Origin of the sequence: Pseudomonas sp. 2848, from assembly GCF_003253945.1 — a bacterium.
Taxonomy (GTDB): Bacteria; Pseudomonadota; Gammaproteobacteria; order Pseudomonadales; family Pseudomonadaceae; genus Aquipseudomonas.
In genome coordinates this window covers 133180-152707 of record NZ_QKZD01000004.1, presented here as the reverse complement: position 1 = coordinate 152707, position 19528 = coordinate 133180, and the positions used below count along the sequence as shown (strand labels likewise).

General features: G+C 65.8%; 22 protein-coding genes. 9 read left to right on the top strand and 13 right to left on the bottom strand.

Annotated features, from left to right (window positions below; genetic code table 11):
• Positions 1-4: 4 nt before the first annotated feature.
• Positions 5-1339 (bottom strand): ATP-binding protein, encoded by a 1335-nt coding sequence (locus tag DFS21_RS09950; RefSeq protein WP_110701478.1) that lies wholly within the window; start codon positions 1337-1339, stop codon positions 5-7.
• Positions 1336-2082 (bottom strand): response regulator, encoded by a 747-nt coding sequence (locus tag DFS21_RS09945; RefSeq protein WP_111532210.1) that lies wholly within the window; start codon positions 2080-2082, stop codon positions 1336-1338. Before DFS21_RS09945 ends, DFS21_RS09950 begins: the two co-directional genes overlap by 4 nt.
• A 121-nt stretch (positions 2083-2203) precedes the next feature.
• On the opposite strand from DFS21_RS09945, the gene DFS21_RS09940 reads away from it, so the two are divergent.
• Both DFS21_RS09940 and DFS21_RS09935 read left to right on the top strand, forming a co-directional pair.
• Positions 2204-2542: a hypothetical protein gene (locus DFS21_RS09940; RefSeq protein WP_110701474.1), complete on the top strand. Its 339-nt coding sequence runs from the start codon at positions 2204-2206 to the stop codon at positions 2540-2542.
• Positions 2539-3198: a DUF3313 domain-containing protein gene (locus tag DFS21_RS09935; protein WP_110701472.1), complete on the top strand. Its 660-nt coding sequence runs from the start codon at positions 2539-2541 to the stop codon at positions 3196-3198. Before DFS21_RS09940 ends, DFS21_RS09935 begins: the two co-directional genes overlap by 4 nt.
• A 151-nt stretch (positions 3199-3349) precedes the next feature.
• On the opposite strand, the gene DFS21_RS09930 is transcribed toward DFS21_RS09935, so the two are convergent.
• Complete coding sequence (locus DFS21_RS09930; RefSeq protein WP_111532209.1) at positions 3350-4402, bottom strand: NAD(P)-dependent alcohol dehydrogenase; 1053 nt, start codon at positions 4400-4402, stop codon at positions 3350-3352.
• Positions 4403-4579: 177 nt separating this feature from the next.
• On the opposite strand from DFS21_RS09930, the gene DFS21_RS09925 reads away from it, so the two are divergent.
• Entirely contained in the window at positions 4580-5485 is a 906-nt protein-coding gene (locus DFS21_RS09925) for an AraC family transcriptional regulator (protein ID WP_111532208.1), read from the top strand.
• A 25-nt stretch (positions 5486-5510) separates the two neighbouring features.
• On the opposite strand, the gene DFS21_RS09920 is transcribed toward DFS21_RS09925, so the two are convergent.
• Positions 5511-6107 carry a TetR/AcrR family transcriptional regulator gene (locus DFS21_RS09920; RefSeq protein WP_111532207.1) on the bottom strand — a complete coding sequence of 199 codons (597 nt, stop codon included), beginning with the start codon at positions 6105-6107 and terminating at the stop codon, positions 5511-5513.
• Positions 6108-6200: 93 nt separating this feature from the next.
• Here DFS21_RS09920 and DFS21_RS09915 point away from each other — a divergent pair, with 93 nt between their 5' ends.
• Positions 6201-6815 (top strand): NAD(P)H-dependent oxidoreductase, encoded by a 615-nt coding sequence (locus DFS21_RS09915; RefSeq protein WP_110704613.1) that lies wholly within the window; start codon positions 6201-6203, stop codon positions 6813-6815.
• 49 nt (positions 6816-6864) lie between these two features.
• Here DFS21_RS09915 and DFS21_RS09910 read toward each other — a convergent pair whose 3' ends face one another.
• The gene (locus DFS21_RS09910) at positions 6865-7182 is read right to left on the bottom strand and encodes an I78 family peptidase inhibitor (protein ID WP_110704611.1); all 318 of its coding nucleotides are present in this window, start codon (positions 7180-7182) and stop codon (positions 6865-6867) included.
• Between the two features lie 288 nt (positions 7183-7470).
• Here DFS21_RS09910 and DFS21_RS09905 point away from each other — a divergent pair, with 288 nt between their 5' ends.
• Complete coding sequence (locus DFS21_RS09905) at positions 7471-7683, top strand: hypothetical protein (RefSeq protein ID WP_023632517.1); 213 nt, start codon at positions 7471-7473, stop codon at positions 7681-7683.
• Here DFS21_RS09905 and DFS21_RS09900 read toward each other — a convergent pair.
• The 7 genes from DFS21_RS09900 to DFS21_RS09870 form a co-directional block, all read right to left on the bottom strand.
• Positions 7655-8665: a nucleoside hydrolase gene (locus DFS21_RS09900; protein ID WP_102682857.1), complete on the bottom strand. Its 1011-nt coding sequence runs from the start codon at positions 8663-8665 to the stop codon at positions 7655-7657. The two genes, DFS21_RS09905 and DFS21_RS09900, sit on opposite strands and share 29 nt — an antisense overlap.
• Before the next feature lie 155 nt (positions 8666-8820).
• Positions 8821-9225 (bottom strand): D-ribose pyranase, encoded by a 405-nt coding sequence (rbsD, locus tag DFS21_RS09895; RefSeq protein WP_110704609.1) that lies wholly within the window; start codon positions 9223-9225, stop codon positions 8821-8823.
• A complete protein-coding gene (gene rbsK, locus DFS21_RS09890; protein WP_102682859.1) occupies positions 9222-10130 on the bottom strand; it encodes a ribokinase in 909 nt (302 codons plus the stop codon). The genes rbsD and rbsK overlap by 4 nt, the downstream gene beginning before the upstream one ends.
• 9 nt (positions 10131-10139) lie before the next feature.
• Positions 10140-11165, bottom strand: coding sequence for a LacI family DNA-binding transcriptional regulator (locus DFS21_RS09885; RefSeq protein ID WP_102682860.1), 1026 nt, complete (start codon positions 11163-11165; stop codon positions 10140-10142).
• Positions 11166-11169: 4 nt separating this feature from the next.
• Complete coding sequence (locus DFS21_RS09880) at positions 11170-12162, bottom strand: ABC transporter permease (protein ID WP_110704607.1); 993 nt, start codon at positions 12160-12162, stop codon at positions 11170-11172.
• Positions 12159-13712 carry a sugar ABC transporter ATP-binding protein gene (locus DFS21_RS09875; RefSeq protein ID WP_111532206.1) on the bottom strand — a complete coding sequence of 518 codons (1554 nt, stop codon included), beginning with the start codon at positions 13710-13712 and terminating at the stop codon, positions 12159-12161. Before DFS21_RS09875 ends, DFS21_RS09880 begins: the two co-directional genes overlap by 4 nt.
• A 154-nt stretch (positions 13713-13866) precedes the next feature.
• The gene (locus DFS21_RS09870) at positions 13867-14817 is read right to left on the bottom strand and encodes a sugar ABC transporter substrate-binding protein (RefSeq protein WP_111532205.1); all 951 of its coding nucleotides are present in this window, start codon (positions 14815-14817) and stop codon (positions 13867-13869) included.
• Positions 14818-15156: 339 nt separating this feature from the next.
• On the opposite strand from DFS21_RS09870, the gene DFS21_RS09865 reads away from it, so the two are divergent.
• From DFS21_RS09865 to DFS21_RS09855, 3 genes are all read left to right on the top strand, one after another.
• A complete protein-coding gene (locus tag DFS21_RS09865; protein WP_110704619.1) occupies positions 15157-16245 on the top strand; it encodes an asparaginase in 1089 nt (362 codons plus the stop codon).
• Between the two features lie 225 nt (positions 16246-16470).
• Positions 16471-16713, top strand: coding sequence for a DUF1654 domain-containing protein (locus tag DFS21_RS09860; protein ID WP_046855153.1), 243 nt, complete (start codon positions 16471-16473; stop codon positions 16711-16713).
• 6 nt (positions 16714-16719) lie between these two features.
• Positions 16720-17409, top strand: a complete 690-nt coding sequence (locus tag DFS21_RS09855) for an endonuclease (RefSeq protein ID WP_046855152.1) — start codon at positions 16720-16722, stop codon at positions 17407-17409.
• Positions 17410-17415: 6 nt separating this feature from the next.
• On the opposite strand, the gene DFS21_RS09850 is transcribed toward DFS21_RS09855, so the two are convergent.
• On the bottom strand, positions 17416-17841 hold the full coding sequence (locus DFS21_RS09850; protein WP_110703617.1) for a bifunctional (p)ppGpp synthetase/guanosine-3',5'-bis(diphosphate) 3'-pyrophosphohydrolase: 426 nt from the start codon (positions 17839-17841) through the stop codon (positions 17416-17418).
• 265 nt (positions 17842-18106) lie between these two features.
• Between DFS21_RS09850 and DFS21_RS09845 the strand changes: the two genes are divergently transcribed.
• Positions 18107-19519 carry a cytosine permease gene (locus tag DFS21_RS09845; RefSeq protein ID WP_110703619.1) on the top strand — a complete coding sequence of 471 codons (1413 nt, stop codon included), beginning with the start codon at positions 18107-18109 and terminating at the stop codon, positions 19517-19519.
• Positions 19520-19528: the final 9 nt, after the last annotated feature.

Here is a 19528-nt window from a genome sequence, read left to right as displayed (position 1 = left end):
CCGCTCAGCGCCCATCGGGCAGTTCGACCCGGGCCACCAGCCCGCCGCCGCTGCGGTTGCGCAGGGTCAGCTCACCGCCTTGCTCGCGCACGCTGGCACGGGCCGCCGAAAGCCCCAGGCCCACGCCGCCGGTGTCGCGGTTGCGCGAGCCTTCCAGCCGGTAGAACGGGTCGAACACCCGCTGCAAGGCCTCTTCGGGGATGCCCGGCCCGCGGTCGCCTACTTCGATAACGATCAGGTGCCCGGCGTGACTCAGGATGATCTGCGGCTCGCGGGCATACTTCATGGCGTTTTCCAACAGGTTGACGATCACCCGTTTGGTCGCCAGCGGACGGCCGTCATGCACCAGGTGCGCCGGGCCCTTGAAGGCGACGGCGAGCTGCTGGTCGCGGTAGTCGTCGACCAGGGTCTGCAAAAGCTCCGACAGGTCGTAGGCCGTGCGCTGCTCAAGCTGCGTGCCTTCGCGAAAGAACGCCAGGGCCTCGTTGATCATGCTCTGCATCTCTTCCACATCGCGGATCAGCTTGTGCTTATGGTCCAGGTCTTCCATGAACTCGCTGCGCAGGCGCATGCGTGTCAGCGGGGCGCGCAGGTCGTGGGAGATGGCCGCCAGCATATGGGTACGCTCGCGAATGAAGTGCTGGATCTGCGCCTGCATGGTGTTGAAGGCGATGATCGCCTGGCGGATTTCCTCGGGGCCTTCAATGGCGATGGGCGGCGCCTGCAGATCGCCGCCGAAGCGCCGCGCCGCATTCGCGAAGCGCTGCAGCGGCGCGGCCAGCTGACGGGTGGCAAGCCAGGCCACCAGCAGGGTCGCCACCAGCCCCAGCCCGATGATCACCGCCAGCCGCGCCGGAGCGCTCATGCCCCAACTGCGCTCCGGCGGTACGAACAACAGCCAGCTACCATCAGCCAGGGCAACCAGCGCCACGTAGTGGGCCTCGGGGCTGCCCTTGGGCCAGTCGTCGGGGTTGTAGACCTCGATGACGCGTGCCGGCCCCAGCAACTGCCCCATCGCCGGCACCTGGCCGGAGGTGAACTGTACGCCAGGACCGGGCAGGCCGAAATCGCTGCGCTGGCGGCTCCAGGTCACCTCCAGGGTCGGCGTGCTCGCTGCCTGGGCCAGTTGGCTGCGCAGCGCCGGCGGTGCGCGCTCGATCACCCGCGTGGTGACGGCGATCTGTTCGAGCAGGCCGGTGCGGTCGATGGGCGGACGCGCCCAGCTACCGGCCAGCTTGACGAACAAGGCGTTGAACGCCAACGACGCCAGCAATGCGACGAAGATGGTCAGGGCGATCCGTTTGCGCAAGGAATCGCGGCCCAGCAGGCGACGGATCACGAGCGAGTGACCTTGGCAGTGAACAGGTAGCCGCCATTGCGCACGGTGCGGATCAGCTCCGGGCGCTTGCTGTCGGGCTCGATCTTGCGCCGCAGCCGGCTGACCTGCACATCGATGCTGCGGTCGTAGGCGTCATGGCCCTGGCCACGGGTCAGGTCGATCAACTGCTCGCGGGTAAGGATGCGCTGGGGATGTTCGAGGAACACCACCAGCAGGTCGAACTCCGCGCCGGACAGCGGGATCATCACCTGCTCGGGCGAGCGCAACTCGCGGCAGGTGACGTCCAGGTGCCAGCCGGCAAAACCGATCACCGGCCTGGCCGCCTCGCCGCGCGGGGCCTGCTCGCCGGCACGGCGCTGCACGGCGCGCAGGCGGGCCAGCAGTTCGCGCGGGTCGAAAGGTTTGGTCAGGTAGTCGTCGGCGCCCAGCTCCAGGCCGATGATGCGATCGCTCAGCTCGGCCATGGCGGTGAGCATGATGATCGGCACCCCGACCTGCGCACGCAGTTTCTGGCACAGGCTCAGGCCGCCCTCGCCCGGCAGCATCAGGTCAAGGATGATCGCATCCGGGAGCTGGCGCTCGATGGCCGCCCACATCGCCTGGCCTTCGGCGGCCAGGTCCACCTCGTAACCCTGCTGGACGAAGAACTGCTTCAGCAGGGCGAGGATTTCCACATCGTCATCGACGATCAGCAGTCTGCTCACGGTGGTACAGGTCCGGAAAAAAGGCGTATCTAAAACCATTGCGCTGCCCGGGTCATTTATTTCAATCGGGCAACATTTCGTCACGAGTGACACGATTCGGACATCACCTGGCAAACATTACCCTGCACCCTGCGGGCCTTCCATTCGCCGAGGGCTCCCCATGAAGATAGCCGACAGCCGCAACAGCACCGATGTGCAAGAAGGTTCCGCCCCCCTGATCCTCAGCCAGCGCCACACCAGCCGCGGCCAGACGGGCTCACTGATCGTGCAGCAGGAGAGCCTGGGCCTGGCGGACGACCTGGGCTACATCACCCTGCGGCGCTACTTCGAGCATTACGACCCGGGCTGTGGCGAATGGGTCGAATACAGCCATACCGTGCCCATCCGTGAGCTGATCCACTGGCTGATGGCGCATGGCAAGTTGCAGATCCAGGCCTCGCAGGACGCGCCCCCGACCCAGGCCTGGCAGGCCGCCGCGCAAGAGGAGCGCCGCCCATGAGCAGGCGGCATCTGCTGACGGTCATGCTGACCAGCACCCTGAGCCTCTCGGCATGCAGCAGCAACAAGCCGGCACCGGCCGGGTTTCTCAAGGACTACGGCCTGCTCACCCCGCACCAGGCGCCGTCTGGCGGTACCGTACTGAGCTGGGCCGACCCGAAGTGGCCACGGGGGCGCTATATCGAGGTCTACCTGGCGCCCAGCCGCTTCTACCCGACACCCGAACCGAGCCCGCGTATTCCCCAGGCTACCCTCGCCTCGATCAGCCACTACTACGACGCGGTACTGCGCAAGGAAATAGGCAAGGTGATGAAGGTAGTGGATAGCCCTGGCCCGAACACGCTGGTTGTCAGACCGGCCATTACCCGCATCAGCGCCGACGCACAAAGCCTGCGGTACTACGAGTGGCTGCCGATCACCCTGGTCGCGGCTGGAGTAAGCAGTGCCGTGGGGATGCGCGACCGGGACAGCGAAATTGCCACCGAACTGTCGTTCGAAGCCGGCACAAGCGGGCGAGTGGTGGGCGAGGCGATGCTCGCAGGCACTGGCGTGCCGCTGGAGAACGACCGCCAGGTGATGACGGCCGACAACGTCAAGGCCGTGCTCGATGGTTGGGGCGTCGACCTGCGCCAGGCATATGCGGCCCCCCTCAGATAATGTGCCGTGCCGGTGTGTGGGCAGACTGCCTTCAAAGACCTCATCGCTGGCAAGCCAGCTCCCACAGGGATAGCGCAAGACTCAAGAACTGCGCGGGCGAGGTGGGAGCTGGCTTGCCAGCGATGCGCCGCGTCAGCGGCGCCCTGTCGACTCAGACCTTCAACGTGGCCATGTCGATGACGAAACGGTATTTCACATCGCCCGCGATCATCCGCTCGTAGGCCTGGTTGATGTTGCGGATGTCGAGCATCTCGATATCGCAGCTGATCCCGTGCTCGGCGCAGAAGTCGAGCACCTCCTGGGTTTCGGCGACACCACCGATCAGCGAGCCGGCCAGCACCCGACGCTTCATCACCAGGTTGGCCGCATGCAGCGGCGGGTCGACCGGCTCGATCAAGCCGACCAGGATATGCACGCCGTCGAACTTCAGGGTTTCGAGGTAGGGGTTGAGGTCGTGCTGGACCGGGATGGTGTCGAGCAGGAAGTCGAAACGGCCGGCCGCAGCGCGCATCTGTTCGGCGTCGGTGGACACGATCACTTCATCAGCCCCCTGGCGCCGCGCCTCCTCGGCCTTGGCCGCGGAACGAGTGAACAGCGTGACATGCGCCCCCAGCGCCTTGGCGAGCTTGATGCCCATGTGGCCCAGCCCGCCCATGCCCAGCACGCCGACCTTGTGCCCCGGGCCAACACCATGGTGCTTGAGCGGCGAGTAGGTGGTGATGCCGGCGCAGAGGATCGGCGCCGCGCTGGCCAGCTCGAGGCCTTGGGGAATGCGCAGGACGAAATGCTCGCTGACCACGATGCTGCTGGAGTAGCCGCCCATGGTATTGCTGCCATCGACCCGGTCGGGGGTGGCGTAGGTCATGGTCGGGCCTTCCAGGCAGTATTGCTCGACGCCCTGGCGGCAGGCTTCGCAGTGACGGCAGGCGTCGACCATGCAGCCGACCCCGACCAGATCGCCCACCTGGTAGCGGCTGACCTGCGCACCAACCGCGGTGACCCGACCGACGATCTCGTGGCCCGGCATCAGCGGGTAGACGGCGATGCCCCACTCGTTGCGGGCCTGATGGATATCGGAGTGACACACGCCACAGTAGAGGATCTCGATGGCGACATCGTCGGCCCGCGGGCTGCGACGCTGGAAGGTCATGGGGGCCAGGGGGCTGGTGGGGGACTGGGCGGCGTAGCCGATGGCGGTGTACATGCGGACCTCTCTCAGGTGAAACGGTTCAGGCGGCGTATTTTGCGCAGCCTCGCCCGCCCCGGCCACGGCCGATTCTCCGGCATGCATGCCTGATTCTCCGGACCTGCCTGCTACCCTCTGGCGCAAGCTATCCAATCTGCGAAGATGACAGTGTCCGATTCTCTGCCCGGTTTCGCCATGCACTTGACTTGCCACGTGGATGCCAATGCCACGCTCTGCTCACTGATCCGCACCCTCGCCACGCGCCCGGGGTTCGTGCCCACTGCCCTGCCCCAGGTCCAGGTCCTGACCTGGGACCACTACGTGGCCAGCAGCCCGCAGATCTACGAACCCAGCCTGATCATCGTCGCCCAGGGCAGCAAGCTGGCGCGCCTGGGCCCGCGAACCCTGGAGTACGGCGCCGGGCATTATCTGGTGCAGGCGCTGTCGGTGCCCTTCCTCTGCGAAACCTTCGCCACCCCACAGGCGCCGCTGCTGGGCGTGGCGGTGGACATCGATCGCGCCATGCTCGGCGAACTGGTGCAAGCCATGAACCTGGGGCCGGATGCCGCGGTTCAGGTACAGACTCCGCAGTCGATGACCTCGGCAGCCTTGGACACGGCCATGCGCGAGAGTGTCGAGCGCCTGCTGCAGTGCCTGCAGGACCCGCTGGACGCCAGGGTGCTGGGGCCGGCGCGGGTGCGCGAGGTGCTCTACACCGCGCTGCGCGGCCCTCAGGCCGGGGTGCTGCGGGCACTGGTCGAACAACAGGGGCATTTTGCCCGGATCGCCTCGGCCCTGGCCTACCTGCGCGAGCACTACGCCGAGCCGCTGGGGGTGGATGAACTGGCCGGCCGGGCGAACATGAGCGTGTCAACCTTCCATGAGCACTTCAAGCGCTGCACCGACCTGGCGCCGATGCAGTACCTCAAGCGCCTGCGCCTGCTCAAGGCGCAACAGATGCTGATCGGCGAAGGCCTGGGCGTGGCCCAGGTGGCGCATCGGGTAGGCTACCAGAGCACCTCGCAGTTCAGCCGCGAGTACAAGCGCCAGTTCGCCCGCAGCCCCGGCGAGGAGCAGACGTACCAGAGCCTGCCGGCTTGATCGCTGGTCCGCCTCGCACCGCCAGCTACTGACGCAGGACCATCGCCACGATGGTCGCCTGCAACTCGCGCTTGGCGGCCTCGGCGGCCAACTCGCCGGCCGCCGCCGCCAGGGACAGCGCATCCGCCGCCCCCACCAGCACCCACAGGCCGGCCACGCCGATATCGCCGCCCGCCGCGAAGGGCGCCAAGGCTTCCCGGCATTTGTCCATGAAAGGTCCTTCATAGCCCCGCTTGAGCGCCTCGAGCTCCGGCGAGCCTGCCAATGCGGCGCTGACACCGGGGATCTCGCGCCCTTGGGTCGCCACGCAGTCGACATAGGCCTCAGCGATCACCCAGGCCCGCCCCGGCAGGTCCGTCGGACAACCGGCCAGGGCCGTGTCGAGCATCGCCGTCTGGCGCGCGTCGTACTCCTGGTACAGCGCCAGCAACAATCCGTTGCGGGTTTCGAAGTGGTCATACACCACCGGCTTGGTCACCCCCGCCTGATCGGCCAGGTGCCCCAGGCTCAAGGCATCGGTGCCTTCCTCGCGTACCAGTTGCCAGGCCACATCGAGCAGTTGCCGGCGGCGCTCCTCGCGGGACAGGCGTTTGCGCGGCGTGGTCTTTTCCTCGCTTGACATTGATTACCTACCAAAAGTAACTTACCAATAGTAACTTACTGGGAGTATATAACGCTCCCGACGCACTCGCATCCTGATTCTGGAGATTCCACCATGCATGCCCTGATCGTCATCGGTCACCACGACCCCGCCTCCCTCACCCATGCCCTTGCTGAGCAGCTCGCCGAAGGGCTGCGCGCGGCGGGCCACACCAGCGAGTTCGCCGACCTGGCCCGTGAAGGATTCGACCCCCGTTTCACCCTGGCCGACCACGCCGTGCACCGCCGCCTGGGGCCGCCGCCGGCCGATGTGCTGGCCGAGCAGGCGCGCATCGAACGCGCCGACACCGTGGTGCTGGTCTATCCCATCTACTGGTGGTCGCTCCCGGCCCTGCTCAAGGGCTGGGTCGAGCGTGTGTTCAGCAATGGCTGGGCCTTCTACCAGGCTGCGGACGGTAGTACCACAAAGCGCCTGCACGATTTGACTGCGCACCTGATTGGCGTTGCCGGGGCCGATGCCGGCACTTTCGAGCGGCACGGCTACGGCGAGGCCATGCGCGTGCAGATCGAGCACGGCATCTTCGATTATTGCGGCGCTCGGGTGTTGAGTTCGACGTTGCTGGACGACAGCGAAGGGCAGGATCCGGCACGGCATCTGCGAACCGCCCGCGCATTGGGAGAGAGGATGTTCGCCAGCGAAGGACGGCGCAAACCGGCGACCGTGGCGTGAGCACAGGAAGGCGCGGGCCAGCCCGCGCCAGGTGACCGCGTGCGGGCAATCAGCCGCAGTTGACGCGAGTCACCACACCCTTGTCATCGACATTCAGGTTCAACCGCTCGGAGCGGTACTCCAGGGTGATCATATCGTGCGGCTTGAGGATGCGTGCCATCTGCGAGCCGCTGGCCTTGCGCGCCTGCTCGAGCAGCTCGGCGCTGGCCGGCTTGCCGACGGTGAAATCGGCGCCACTGGCTTCGCAGCGGCCGTCATTGCCGGCCGGGGCGGCAGGGGCGCTAGCGCCCGAAGAGCCACCGGTGCTGCAACCTGCCAGGACGGTAGCCACCAGCAGGGTCGCCAGGGAAGCGCGGGTACGGAACATGAATCCTCCTAAATCGATCCGGGAACTGCCTTATGCGACAGTTCCACCAACGGTTTGTTGCAAAACCGCAAGATTCTGCCTGACTCGGCCAGGGGATGCGAAACGCAATCGTCACCGAATTTTGCACCGAACCGCAGGTTCGGCCAAACGCAAGGCTTATGCCTAAGTCGCAGATCCCGTTGCGCAAAGGCATGATTTACTGCAAGAAGTGGAGCATGAAACACCTCCCCTTCGAACGCCAGGACGCGGTATTCGACCTATCACCCAGGCCCAAGCGAGAACCGCCCCATGAGCAGCCACAGCATCGACGCCGATATCAAGGTCAAGTGGGACGAGGGCCAGAGCGCCTACAGCCCGGGAACCCCCGAAGAGCTATTGCTGATCGCCATCGACCTGCTGGTACGCGATCGTGGCAGCGAGGCGGCGCGCAGCTTCATCGACCAGGTGTTCGAGCGCTACGCGCACCACGACACTATTTCAATCGGGCCAGGCGGGCGCTGAGCAGGTCGAAGAAGCCCTGGGCATCGCCCTCCTCGATCCACATCACATTGGCCGGCTGCTTGAGCACGCCGTACCAGTCGGCGACGGTCTGGCCGAAGGTCGGGCCTTCGCGACTGTCGACCACCATGTGCACCTGACGGCCCTTGAACAGCTCAGGCTTGAGCAGGTAGGCGATGACGCTGGCGTCGTGCACCGGGCCGCCTGGCATGCCGTAGTTGTCCATGTCGAACTTGATGTAGGCGTTGAGGATGTCCACCACCAGCTTGCTGGCATTGTTGTTGACCGCGGCGAGCTGCTTGAGGCGCGCGTCGCTGGTGAGCACCTTGTGGGTGACGTCCAGCGGCAGGTAGGTGAGCTTCACGCCACTGGCCAGCACCACCTCGGCGGCGTGCGGGTCGGCGAACAGGTTGAATTCCGCCGCCGGCGTGATGTTGCCGCCGTTGAAATGGGCACCGCCCATCACCACCACTTCCTTGATGCCGTTGACGATCTCCGGCTTCTGGATCAATGCCAGGGCCAGGTTGGTCTGCGGGCCGAGCATGGCGACGGTGATGCTGTGAGGCTCGGCGGCGCTCAGGGTGTCGATCAGGTACTGCACGGCGTTGCCCTGGGCCAGCGGCTTTTTCGGCTCGTGGACCTGGACGCCGGTCAGGCCTTCCTCGCCGTGCACGTTGGCGGCGTAGATCGGCGTGCGCACCATCGGCCGCCCTGCCCCGGCGTACACCGGGATCTCTTCGCGGCCAGCCCACTCACGGGCCAGGCGGGCGTTGCGCGAGGTCTTCTCCAGGCGCACGTTGCCGGCCACGGTGGTGATGGCGCGGATCTTCAGTTCCTCGGGCGAGGCCATGGCCAGCAGCAGGGCGACGACGTCGTCGGCGCCTGGGTCGGTGTCGATGATCAGGTCGCGGGGCGCGGCCATGAGGGAAGTGGCGGCCAGCGCGGACATGAGGACGGCTCCTTGGAGCAGGTTCTTGAGGGACATTCAGCACTCCTTGTTGCTAGGGGGATGGATTCACAAGGGGCCGCTTCGCGGCCCTTTCACCGGCAAGCCCGCTCCCACAGCGGCAGCCCGAGGTTGCGCCCGACCTGTGGGAGCCGGCTTGCCGGCGATCGAGGGCGCACGCCCTCGCATTCGGTCTAGAAAGTCACGCCAGCCACCAGGGCAATATTGCTGTAGGGCTTGCACTCCCCGGTACGCACCACGGCCCGGGCCTGGCGACACAGGGTCTTGAAGTCGGCATGGCTCAGCACCTGGCGCTGGCCCAGCTCACCGCCCGCATGCAAACGCTCGACCTCGGCCAACCCCGGCGGCAGGGCCTGAAACACTTCGTCAGCCAGCACATGCCGCTCCACCTGCATCTCGCTCAGTACCACGCGCAACACGCTGGCAAAATCCGGGATACCCGGCGTCAGCGCCAGGTCGATCAGCTCCACCCCCGGCGGCACCGGCAGGCCGGCGTCACCGATCACCAGGATGTCGCCATGGCCGAGCCCGGCAATGGTCCGCGACAGGGCGATGTTCAGCAGTGGCGTCTTCTTCATGGCGCCAGCTCCTTCAACAGGGGAATGGACGGCTGCGCGCCGACCCGGGTTACCGACAATGCGGCGGCGCACTGGCCGAAGCCGATCGCCTCATCTTCCGACAACCCCCGCGCCAGGCCGGCGGCAAAGCCGCCAACAAAGGTATCGCCGGCCGCCGTGGTATCCACCGGCTGCACCCGAGGGGCCGGGAAGTGCCGGCTGCCGGTGGCGTCGACCAGCAAGGCGCCATCGCCGCCAAGGGTGACGATCACCTTCCCCGCCCCCAACTGGCGTAGCCGCTCGGCCGCGCGGCGGGCACTTTCCTGATCATTGACCCGCACCCCGGCCAGGGCCTCGGCTTCGCTCTCGTTGGGGATCAGGTAATCGATGTAGGCGTACCACTCCGCTGGCAGTGGCCCGCTGGCCGGCGCCGGGTTGAGGATCACCGTGCGGCCCAGCTCGCGGCCGCGGGCCAGGGTCCAGGCCACGGTGGCCGTGGGCACCTCCAACTGACAGATGATCACTTCGGCGCGCTGCAGCAGTGCATCGAAACGGCTTACCGACTCGGGGCTGAGCAGGCCATTGCCGCCGGGGATCACGACGATGGCGTTCTGGCTGGCGGCATCCACCACGATCAGCGCCACGCCGCTGGACACGCCCGGGCACACGCTCACCCCCCGGCAATCGATGCCCTCGGTGAGCAGCGCCTGGCGCAGTTGCTGACCGTAGGCGTCGTCGCCGACGTTGCCGACCATCGCCACGCTGGCGCCCAGCCGGGCCACGGCCACGGCCTGGTTGGCGCCCTTGCCGCCAGGCGCGGTGAAGAAACTGTCGCCGGTCAGGGTCTCGCCTCCCCGGGGCAGGCGCTGGGCGCGGGCCACCAGGTCCATGTTGAGGCTGCCGACCACTACCACCTTGGCATCCATGGGTATTCCTTAACGGTAATCGTTGAACAGGTCCGGGCGTGGCCCGGTGGATTCGCGCAGCACGATGCGCGGGGCGACGATGCGCTGTTCGGCGGCGCCGTCGCGGCGTGGCGTGACGATGCGCGACAGCAACAGCCCGGCGGCGCTCTCACCCAGCTCGCGGATCGACTGGCCGACCGTGGTCAGCGCCGGGTACACATAGCGGCTCAGTTCGATGTCGTCGAAGCCGATCACCGACAGCTCGCCCGGCACGTCGATATTGCGTTCGGCGGCGGCACGCAGCACGCCGAAACCGATCATGTCGTTGCCGGCGAAGATCGCCGTGGGCCGCTCGCCATCGAGCAGGCGCGCCGCGGCGGCATGCCCGCCGAGGCTGGTGAAATCGCTGTGCAGCACATGGCCCGGGGCAACGCGCACGCCGCCCTCGGCCATTGCCCGGCGGAACCCGGCCAGGCGCAGCTGGCTGACCCCAGTGTCCACCGGCCCGCCGATAGTGGCGATCTCGCGGTGCCCGAGTTCAAGCAGATGGCGGGTGGCCAGGTAGGCGCCCTGCTCGTGGTCGATCCGCACCAGGTCGGCCTCGACGCCTTCCAGGGCCCGGTCGACGATGACCATCGGCGTGCGCACGCCGCTGAGGCTGTCGAGCAGGTCCTGGTCCTCGCCCACCGAGGCGACGATCAGGCCGTCGATGCGCTTTTCCAGCAGCACGCGCAGGTAGCTGCGCTGTTTCTGCGGGTTGTCATCGGAGTTGCACAGGATCACGCAATAGCCGTTGCGCTCGCAGGCATCCTCGATACCCCGGGCCAACTCGGCGAAGTAGGGGTTGACGCTGTTGGGCACCAGAAGGCCGATGGTGGCGGTGCTGCGCGCCTTCAGCGAACGGGCCACGGCGCTGGGCACGTAGTCGAGTTCGGCGATCGCCGCCTCGACCTTCAGCCGCACGTGCTCGCTGACCGGACGGGTCTTGTTCAGTACATGGGACACGGTGGTGTAGGAAATACCCGCCAATGCCGCGACATCTTTGATGGTTGCCATGGTTTCAGTTCCGCCGGCTCGCACGCCGGCTGCGGTAAGTGTCGAGTACCACGGCGATGACGATGACCGCCCCGGTGATGATGCGTTTGGTCGGTTCCGAGGCGCCGATCTGGGCCAGCCCGGCGGCCAGCACCGAGATGATCAGCACACCGAAGAAGGTGCTGATGACCGAGCCGCGCCCGCCCATCAGGCTGGTGCCGCCGATCACCACGGCGGCGATCACCTGCAGCTCCATGCCCGAGCCGGCATTGGGGTCGGCGGCCTCCAGGCGCGAGATCTGGAACAGCGCGGCGAGGCCCGCGAGCACGCCCATCAGGGCGAACACCAGGATCTTGAAGGGGCGTGGGTCGATACCGGCCAGGCGCACAGCCTCTTCGTTGGTGCCGATACCGATCAGGTAGCGACCGAACACGGTACGGGTCAGCACCAGTTGGGCCAGCACGATCACCAGCAAGGCGATGATGAAAGCCGGGGAAATACCGAAGGCGATCGGGTTGGAGAACCAGGCGAAGGCATCGCCGATGTACGCGGTGCGCGAATCGGTGAACTGGTAGGCCAGGCCACGGGCCATCTCCAGCACGCCCAGCGAGACGATGAACGAAGGGATGCGCCAGGCCACGGTGATGCTGCCGGTGACGGTGCCGGCCAAGGCCGCCACGGCCATGCCGAGCAAGGCGGCGGGCAGCACGCTCCAGCCCCAGCCGAGGATCGCCACGCTGACGGTCGAAGCCGCCAGGGCCAGTACCGAGCCGACCGACAGGTCGATGCCGCCGATGATCAGCACGAAGGTCATGCCCACCGCCAGCACCATCAGGTCGGGGATCTGATTGGCCAGGGTGCTGAAGGTGGCGTAGGACAGGAAATGGCTGCTCAGCAACGAGAACAGCACGATCATCGCCAGCAAGGCCCCGGCCAGCCCCAGGTAGGTGCCCAGGCCGAAATAGGTGCCGCTGCGGCGCACTGGCGCGGCGTCCGAGGTGTTTGTTGTGGTTTTCATGCATCCATCCTGGGAGCTGCGTCGTGCAGCAGGGCGTCACGTTTCTGGTAGCCGGCGAAGGCGGCGGCGAGGAGTTGGTCCTGGGTCCAGTGCTCACGGTCGAAGGTGTCGATCAGGCGGCCCGCCGAGAGCACGGCGATGCGGTCGCAGATCAGCATCAGCTCGCGCAGGTCGCTGGACACCACCACCAGGGCCTTGCCCTGGCGGGCGAGCTCGGCAAGCAGGCCGTAGATGTCGAACTTGGCGCCGACATCAATGCCGCGGGTCGGCTCATCGAACAGCAGTACCTGGCAATCGCGCTCCAGCCAGCGGCCAATCACCACCTTCTGTTGGTTGCCGCCGGACAGCTCGCCCACGGCCTGGGCGGGGCTGGCGCTGCGGATACGCATGGCGCCTATCTGGCGCTCGGCCAGCTCACGCTCGGCGTCCGCGTCGAGCACGCCGGCACGGGACACCGCGCCGAGGTTGCCCAGGGCAATATTGGCACTGATCGACTGGCTCAGCAGCAGGCCTTCGCCCTTGCGGTCCTCGGTAATCAGTGCAATGCCAGCCTTGACCGCGGCCTTGGGCGAGTCGATGGTCACCGGCACCGGCGGCTGGCCGAGGGCGACCTGGCCGCTGTCGGCGCGGTCGGCGCCGTAGATCAGGCGCAGCAGCTCGGTACGCCCGGCACCGATCAGGCCGGAGATACCGAAGATCTCCCCTGCCCTGACCTCGAACGACACCTCGCGCACCTTGTCGCCGCGGCTGAGCCCGTCGATCTTGAGCAGCGGCGCACCGATCGTGCGCTGGCCCAGGTCGATATGCTCGCCCAGCTCGCGGCCGACCATCAGGTTGACCAGTTGCTCACTGTTGTAGCGCTGGATCGGCTCGGCGCACACCAGCTTGCCATCGCGCAGCACGGCGATACGCTGGGCCACTTGCTGCAGCTCTTCGAGGCGGTGGGAGATATACACGATGGCCACGCCGCGCTGGCGCAGGCGTTCGATCTGGGTGAACAGCAGATCCACCTCGCGGGCGGTGAGCATGGCCGTGGGTTCGTCGAAGATCAGCACATGGCAGTCGCCGATCAGGTTGCGGGCGATCTCGACCATCTGCTGGTGGCCGATGCCCAGCTCGCCGACGGGGGTGTCCGGGTCGATGGCATCCAGGCCGACCTGGGCCATGGCTGCGGTGGCCAGCTGGCGCAGACGCTTCTGGCTGATCCAGCCGAGGCGGCTGGGCAGGTTGTCGAGGAACAGGTTCTCGGCCACGGTCAGCGTCGGCAGCAGGTTGAGTTCCTGCATCACCATGCGCACGCCGAGGCGCTCGGCCTCGGCGCGGCTGCCGGGGGCGTAGGGCTGGCCGCGGTAGAGCATCTGCCCGGTGGTGGGGATTTCCAGGCCGCTGATCAGCTTGGACAGGGTCGACTTGCCCGCGCCGTTCTCGCCGGTCAGGGCCAGCACCTCGCCGCCGCGCAGCTCGAGGGTGACATCGCCGAGCACGGGCTGGGCGTAGGTCTTGCCCAGGCCGCTGACGGCTAGCACGGTTTCATTGGCCGGTACTGACATGGCCATTCTCTCCTAGGACGAAGCATGACGCGTTTAGAAGGCGGGCTTTCGTGGGAGCGGGCTTGCCCCGCGATAGCGTCAGGGCAGATACCCTTGTTGCATCTTCCGACGCCATCGCGGGGCAAGCCCGCTCCCACGCCCCTGCGATATCACTTCACTGGGTGATCAGCTCGACCGGGGTCTCGATGACATTGTCGGCGTTCAGATTCTCCGGCTGCTCGCCCTTGAGCATCTTCAGCGCCGCCTGGATACCGAACACCGCCTGCTTGCTGGCCGCCTGGTCTAGGGTGGCGAGCACGCGGCCGTCCTTGAGCATCGGCTCGATGGCCTTGATGTTGTCGTAGCCGACCACCTGCACCTGGCCGGTCTTGCCGGCGGCGCGCACGGCCGAGACGGCGCCCAGGGCCATGCTGTCGTTGCCGGCCAGCAGCGCCTTCAAATCGGGGTATTCGTTGAGCATCGAGGCGGCCACGGCGTTGCCCTTGTCGATCTCCCAGTTGCCCGATTGCACCGAGACGATCTTCATCTGCGCGGCTTCCATGGCGTCCTTGAAACCGGCGGTGCGCTGCTGGGCATTGGTAGTGGTCGGCACGCCTTCGATGATGCCGACCTGGTCACCGGCCTTGAGCTTTTGCTGGGCCAGGTAGTCGCCGACCATACGCGCGCCCTTGCGGTTGTCCGGGCCTACGAACGGCACGCTGATGCCCTTGCTCTTGAGGGTTTCGGGATCGAGGCGATTATCGATGTTGATCACGATCACGCCCTTGTCCATGGCCTTCTTCACCGCCGATACCAGCGCCTTGGAGTCGGCCGGGGCGATGACCAGCGCCTTGGCGCCCGAGTTGACCATCTGCTCGACGATACGGATCTGCTCGCCGGTGTCGGTCTCGTTCTTGATGCCGTTGGCGACCAGCTCGAATTCGCTGGCATGGGTTTTCTGATAATCCTTGGCGCCGTCTTCCATGGTGCGGAAGAACTCGTTGGCCAGGGATTTCATCACCAGGGCGACCTTGGGCGCCTCCTCGGCGTGGGCGACAGGCAGGGAGAACATAAGCGACGACAGAACGGCGAGGGCCAGCGGACGGCCGGAAAACGGCAGCTTCATGGAAATGACTCCGAATCTTGTGGTTTTTATCGGATCGCAAACGTTTGCGGTGGCTAACTATGTAAACAGGCTGCCGGTTTGTCAATGCACAGCGTAGGAAGCCGCATCTACGCAGGCCGGATTATCCGCAATTAGTCCGAAAAACCGAACACATTTCCTACGCTTGTTCGGCCCACCGAACAACCAGAAGCAAGTTGACCCAACGGTCTCATCGAGTACTCCCAGTCAGAACAGGGGTTTAAAGATGAAATGCGACGAACGGTAGTTGATGGTACGAAATCTGCCTTATAGCCGTGCGACATAACGCACATCTCACCCAGGAAGAGAGAAGCAGTAATGATGAAATCCGCTATCAAGACCTTCGCACCGAGCGCCCTGGCGCTGCTGTTGGTACTGCCGACCGGCGTTTCCGCCAAGGAAGCCGCGCAACAACAGAAACTCGCCAACGTGGTCATCCTCGCCACCGGCGGCACCATCGCCGGCGCTGGCGCCAGCGCCGCCAACAGCGCCACTTACCAGGCCGCCAAGGTAGGCATCGACAAGCTGATCGCCGGCGTGCCGGAGCTGAAGGACCTGGCCAACGTGCGCGGCGAGCAGGTGATGCAGGTCGCCTCGGAAAGCATCGGCAACGACGACCTGCTCAAGCTGGGCAAGCGCGTCGCCGAACTGGCCGACAGCAAGGACGTCGATGGCATCGTCATAACCCACGGCACCGACACCCTGGAAGAAACCGCCTACTTCCTCAACCTGGTGGAGAAGACCGACAAGCCGATCATCGTGGTCGGTTCGATGCGTCCGGGCACCGCGATGTCCGCCGACGGCATGCTCAACCTGTACAACGCCGTGGCCGTGGCCAGCAGCAAGGACGCCCGTGGCAAGGGCGTGCTGGTGACCATGAACGACGAGATCCAGTCCGGCCGTGACGTGAGCAAGGCGGTCAATATCAAGACCGAAGCCTTCAAGAGCCAGTGGGGCCCGCTGGGCATGGTGGTCGAAGGCAAGTCGTACTTCTTCCGCCTGCCGGCCAAGCGCCACACCGTCAACTCCGAGTTCGACATCAAGACCATCAGCAAGCTGCCGGCCGTGGATATCGCCTACGGCTACGGCAACGTGACCGACACCGCCTACAAGGCGCTGGCCCAGGGTGGCGCGAAGGCGATCATCCACGCCGGTACCGGTAATGGCTCGGTGTCGTCGCGCGTGGTGCCGGCGCTGCAGGAGCTGCGCAAGGAAGGCGTGCAGATCATCCGTTCGTCCCACGTCAACCAGGGCGGCTTCGTGCTGCGCAATGCCGAACAGCCTGACGACAAGAACGACTGGGTCGTGGCCCATGACCTGAACCCGCAGAAGGCGCGGATCCTGGCTATGGTCGCAATGACCAAGACCCAGGACAGCAAAGAGCTGCAGCGGATCTTCTGGGAATACTGATCGGCATGCACCTCGGGCTGGCGTGTTGAACATACCGGCCCATCGCGGGGCCAGCCCGCTCCCACAAGTCTGCGGCGATTGTGTGGGAGCGGGCTGGCCCCGCGATGCTTTCAATGGAACCAATCCCTCTACCACGGTCTTATACGGCTTTCATCCTACCTGCTGTTGCGAAACGGCTTACAGTGAAATACTGTATGCACATACAGCAAAACAAGGAACAGCCCCGTGGCCAAACCCGCCCCAGCGTCGCCAAGCAGTTATGAACTACTGGGTCAGCGCATCCAGAAGATCATCAACAGCCCCACCGCCCAGCGCAGCCGCGCCGCCCTGATCTTCCGCCTGGAGCACGAATCGCCTGACGACTGGGCCACGCTGCTCGAGGAAATCGCCGAGAACGACAACGTCACCCTCGCCCACCGCGACGATGGCGGCGTGCAGGTGTTCTGGACCGTGCCGAAGGAAGACTGATTGCACATGAGAGTTTCGCTTTTCGCTGCCTGCCTGCTGCTGCTCACACCCCTCGCCCACGCCGACGCCCCGCGCACCTTCCAGGAGGCCAAGAAGGTCGCCTGGAAGCTGTACGCGCCGCAGTCCACCGAGTTCTATTGCGGCTGCAAGTACCAGGGCAACAAAGTCGACCTGGCGTCCTGTGGCTATGCGCCGCGCAAGAACCTCAACCGTGCCTCGCGCATCGAGTGGGAGCACATTGTCCCGGCCTGGCAGATCGGCCATCAGCGCCAGTGCTGGCAGGACGGCGGGCGCAAGAACTGCTCGCGCAACGACAAGGTCTACCAGCGGGCCGAGGCCGACCTGCACAACCTGGTGCCGAGCATCGGCGAGGTCAACGGCGACCGCAGCAACTTCAGCTTCGGCTGGTTGCCCGAGCAGCATGGCCAGTACGGCAGTTGCCTGACCCAGGTCGACTTCAAGGCCAAGAAGGTCATGCCACGCCCGTCGATCCGCGGAATGATCGCGCGCACCTACTTCTACATGAGCAAACAGTACGACCTGCGCCTGTCCAAACAGGACCGCCAGTTGTTCGAGGCCTGGAACAAGACCTACCCGCCGCAGGCCTGGGAACTGCAGCGCAACCAGCAAGTGGCATGCGTGATGGGGCGCGGCAACGCCTTCGTCGGCCCGGTCAACCTCAAGGCCTGCGGCTGAAGGCCTTCAGGCCAGCGTCTGCAGGTAGGCGCTGGCCTGCTGGTAACGGCAGAGCCGGGCCACATCGGCCGGGCCTGGGCAGGGGATGCGCGAAAGGTCGCTGTTGTCGGCCAGGTCCGCCAGCTTCACCTGGCGCGCCAAGGGGTCCACACCCAGGCGAATGACGAACGCCTCGTAGCTCTCGCCCTCGCGCCGGCTCAGCGCCAGCAGCGCGGCGAGGATCTTCAGCGGAAAACCTTCTCGGGCGAGGTCGGCCAGGGTCAGCGGCGTGTCTTCCAGCACATCGTGCAACACCGCGACGATGCGCTGCTCAGGGGTGATCACCCGCCCCATCACCCGCAGCGGGTGAAGGATGTAAGCCGTCCCGCCTTTGTCGAACTGCCCTTCGTGTGCCTTGATGGCCATCGCGATGGCCCGCTCCAGCGTCGCCATGAGGCGCTCCCCCACTCAACCCGCGCACTAGACAGCATAGCCGCTGCGCCACAGGCGTGTTCACGCCTGCGCATCATGGCGGCGGGCTTGTGCCTCCGCCGCCCAAGCTTTTGCCAGCCTTAGGTTTTTTAAGGCTCATGAGCACAAATTTACTAATTTCTCGATCCCCGCCCGCGCCGCATCATCGCGCCAACAAGAACGCGTCGCCCCTTGCCGGCACGCACCCGGGCAACACCCGATGCCCCACCTTGCCTTGGAGTCAGTCATGACCAGTGCAGCCAATTCGGCACCCCTCATCGAGAAACACACGATCGGCTACGTGCCGCCGCAAGACCGCCATGGAAAGGTAAGGGATCTGTTCACACTGTGGTTCGGCGGCAACATCGCGCCACTGCCCATCGTCACCGGCGCGCTGGGCGTGCAGTTGTTCCACCTCAACCTGGTGTGGGGCGTCGTCGCCATCCTGGTCGGCCATCTGCTCGGCGGCGTACTCATGGCCCTGCATTCAGCGCAGGGCCCGCAGATGGGCATCCCGCAGATGATCCAGAGCCGCGCCCAGTTCGGTTCGCTCGGCGCCCTGCTGGTAGTGGTGATCGCCGGGGTGATGTACATCGGCTTCTTCGCCTCCAACATCGTCCTGGCCGGCAAGTCGCTGCATGGCGTGGTCGAGACGGTGCCGGTTTCCGTGGGCATCGTCATCGGCGCATTGGGCTCCGGCATCATCGGCATCATCGGCTACCGCTTCATCCACGTGCTCAACCGCATCGGTACCTGGGTACTGGGTGTTGGCATCGTGGTCGGCTTCGGCTACATCTTCAGCCACGTGCAGAGCGACGACTTCCTCACCCGTGGCGGCTTCAACCTGGCCGGCTGGCTGGCCACCGTGTCCCTGGCGGCGCTGTGGCAGATCGCCTTCGCACCCTACGTGTCGGACTACTCGCGCTACCTGCCGGCCGACGTGAAGGTTTCCTCGACCTTCTGGACCACCTACCTGGGCTCGGCCCTGGGCTCGAGCCTGTCGTTCATCTTCGGCGCGGTGGCGGTGCTGGCGATTCCTGCCGGGATGGACACCATGGACGCGGTCAAGCTTGCCACCGGCACTCTCGGCCCGCTGATGCTGGTGCTGTTCCTGCTCAGCGTGATCAGCCACAACGCGCTCAACCTGTACGGCGCGGTGCTGTCGATCATCACCCTGGTGCAGACCTTCGCCTACCGCTGGATCCCCACTGCCAAGAGCCGCGCCGTGCTGTCGCTGGTCGTCCTGGCGGCCTGCTGCGTGGTGGCGGTGTTCGCCTCGGCGGACTTCATCGGCCACTTCGTCGACATGGTGCTGGTGTTGCTGGTGGTGCTGGTGCCGTGGACGGCGATCAACCTGATCGACTTCTATGTCATCCACAAGGGCGACTACGACATCGACTCGATCTTCAAGGTCGACGGCGGCATCTACGGCCGCTACAACCCCCAGGCGCTGATCGCCTACGCGGTGGGTATCGTGGTACAGATCCCGTTCATGAACACGCCGCTGTATGTCGGGCCGGTGTCCGAGCACATCAACGGCGCCGACCTGTCGTGGCTGGTGGGGCTGGCGATCACCTCGCCGCTGTACTGGTGGCTGGCCAGCCGCGACAGTGCGTATCGTCGTCGGCAGATGGGTGCAAAGCTGGCGGCGGGGGTTTGATCCTGCCAG

Coding starts and splice junctions, on each gene's coding strand:
- DFS21_RS09910 (WP_110704611.1), bottom strand. CDS start 7,182: ATGTTCCGTACCCGCGCTTCCCTGGCGACCCTGCTGGTGGCTACCGTC.
- DFS21_RS09935 (WP_110701472.1), top strand. CDS start 2,539: ATGAGCAGGCGGCATCTGCTGACGGTCATGCTGACCAGCACCCTGAGC.
- DFS21_RS09905 (WP_023632517.1), top strand. CDS start 7,471: ATGAGCAGCCACAGCATCGACGCCGATATCAAGGTCAAGTGGGACGAG.
- rbsK (WP_102682859.1), bottom strand. CDS start 10,130: ATGGATGCCAAGGTGGTAGTGGTCGGCAGCCTCAACATGGACCTGGTG.
- DFS21_RS09870 (WP_111532205.1), bottom strand. CDS start 14,817: ATGAAGCTGCCGTTTTCCGGCCGTCCGCTGGCCCTCGCCGTTCTGTCG.
- rbsD (WP_110704609.1), bottom strand. CDS start 9,225: ATGAAGAAGACGCCACTGCTGAACATCGCCCTGTCGCGGACCATTGCC.
- DFS21_RS09885 (WP_102682860.1), bottom strand. CDS start 11,165: ATGGCAACCATCAAAGATGTCGCGGCATTGGCGGGTATTTCCTACACC.
- DFS21_RS09925 (WP_111532208.1), top strand. CDS start 4,580: ATGCACTTGACTTGCCACGTGGATGCCAATGCCACGCTCTGCTCACTG.
- DFS21_RS09900 (WP_102682857.1), bottom strand. CDS start 8,665: ATGTCCCTCAAGAACCTGCTCCAAGGAGCCGTCCTCATGTCCGCGCTG.
- DFS21_RS09855 (WP_046855152.1), top strand. CDS start 16,720: ATGAGAGTTTCGCTTTTCGCTGCCTGCCTGCTGCTGCTCACACCCCTC.
- DFS21_RS09880 (WP_110704607.1), bottom strand. CDS start 12,162: ATGAAAACCACAACAAACACCTCGGACGCCGCGCCAGTGCGCCGCAGC.
- DFS21_RS09915 (WP_110704613.1), top strand. CDS start 6,201: ATGCATGCCCTGATCGTCATCGGTCACCACGACCCCGCCTCCCTCACC.
- DFS21_RS09940 (WP_110701474.1), top strand. CDS start 2,204: ATGAAGATAGCCGACAGCCGCAACAGCACCGATGTGCAAGAAGGTTCC.
- DFS21_RS09850 (WP_110703617.1), bottom strand. CDS start 17,841: ATGGCGACGCTGGAGCGGGCCATCGCGATGGCCATCAAGGCACACGAA.
- DFS21_RS09865 (WP_110704619.1), top strand. CDS start 15,157: ATGAAATCCGCTATCAAGACCTTCGCACCGAGCGCCCTGGCGCTGCTG.
- DFS21_RS09920 (WP_111532207.1), bottom strand. CDS start 6,107: ATGTCAAGCGAGGAAAAGACCACGCCGCGCAAACGCCTGTCCCGCGAG.
- DFS21_RS09875 (WP_111532206.1), bottom strand. CDS start 13,712: ATGTCAGTACCGGCCAATGAAACCGTGCTAGCCGTCAGCGGCCTGGGC.
- DFS21_RS09845 (WP_110703619.1), top strand. CDS start 18,107: ATGACCAGTGCAGCCAATTCGGCACCCCTCATCGAGAAACACACGATC.
- DFS21_RS09945 (WP_111532210.1), bottom strand. CDS start 2,082: ATGGTTTTAGATACGCCTTTTTTCCGGACCTGTACCACCGTGAGCAGA.
- DFS21_RS09930 (WP_111532209.1), bottom strand. CDS start 4,402: ATGTACACCGCCATCGGCTACGCCGCCCAGTCCCCCACCAGCCCCCTG.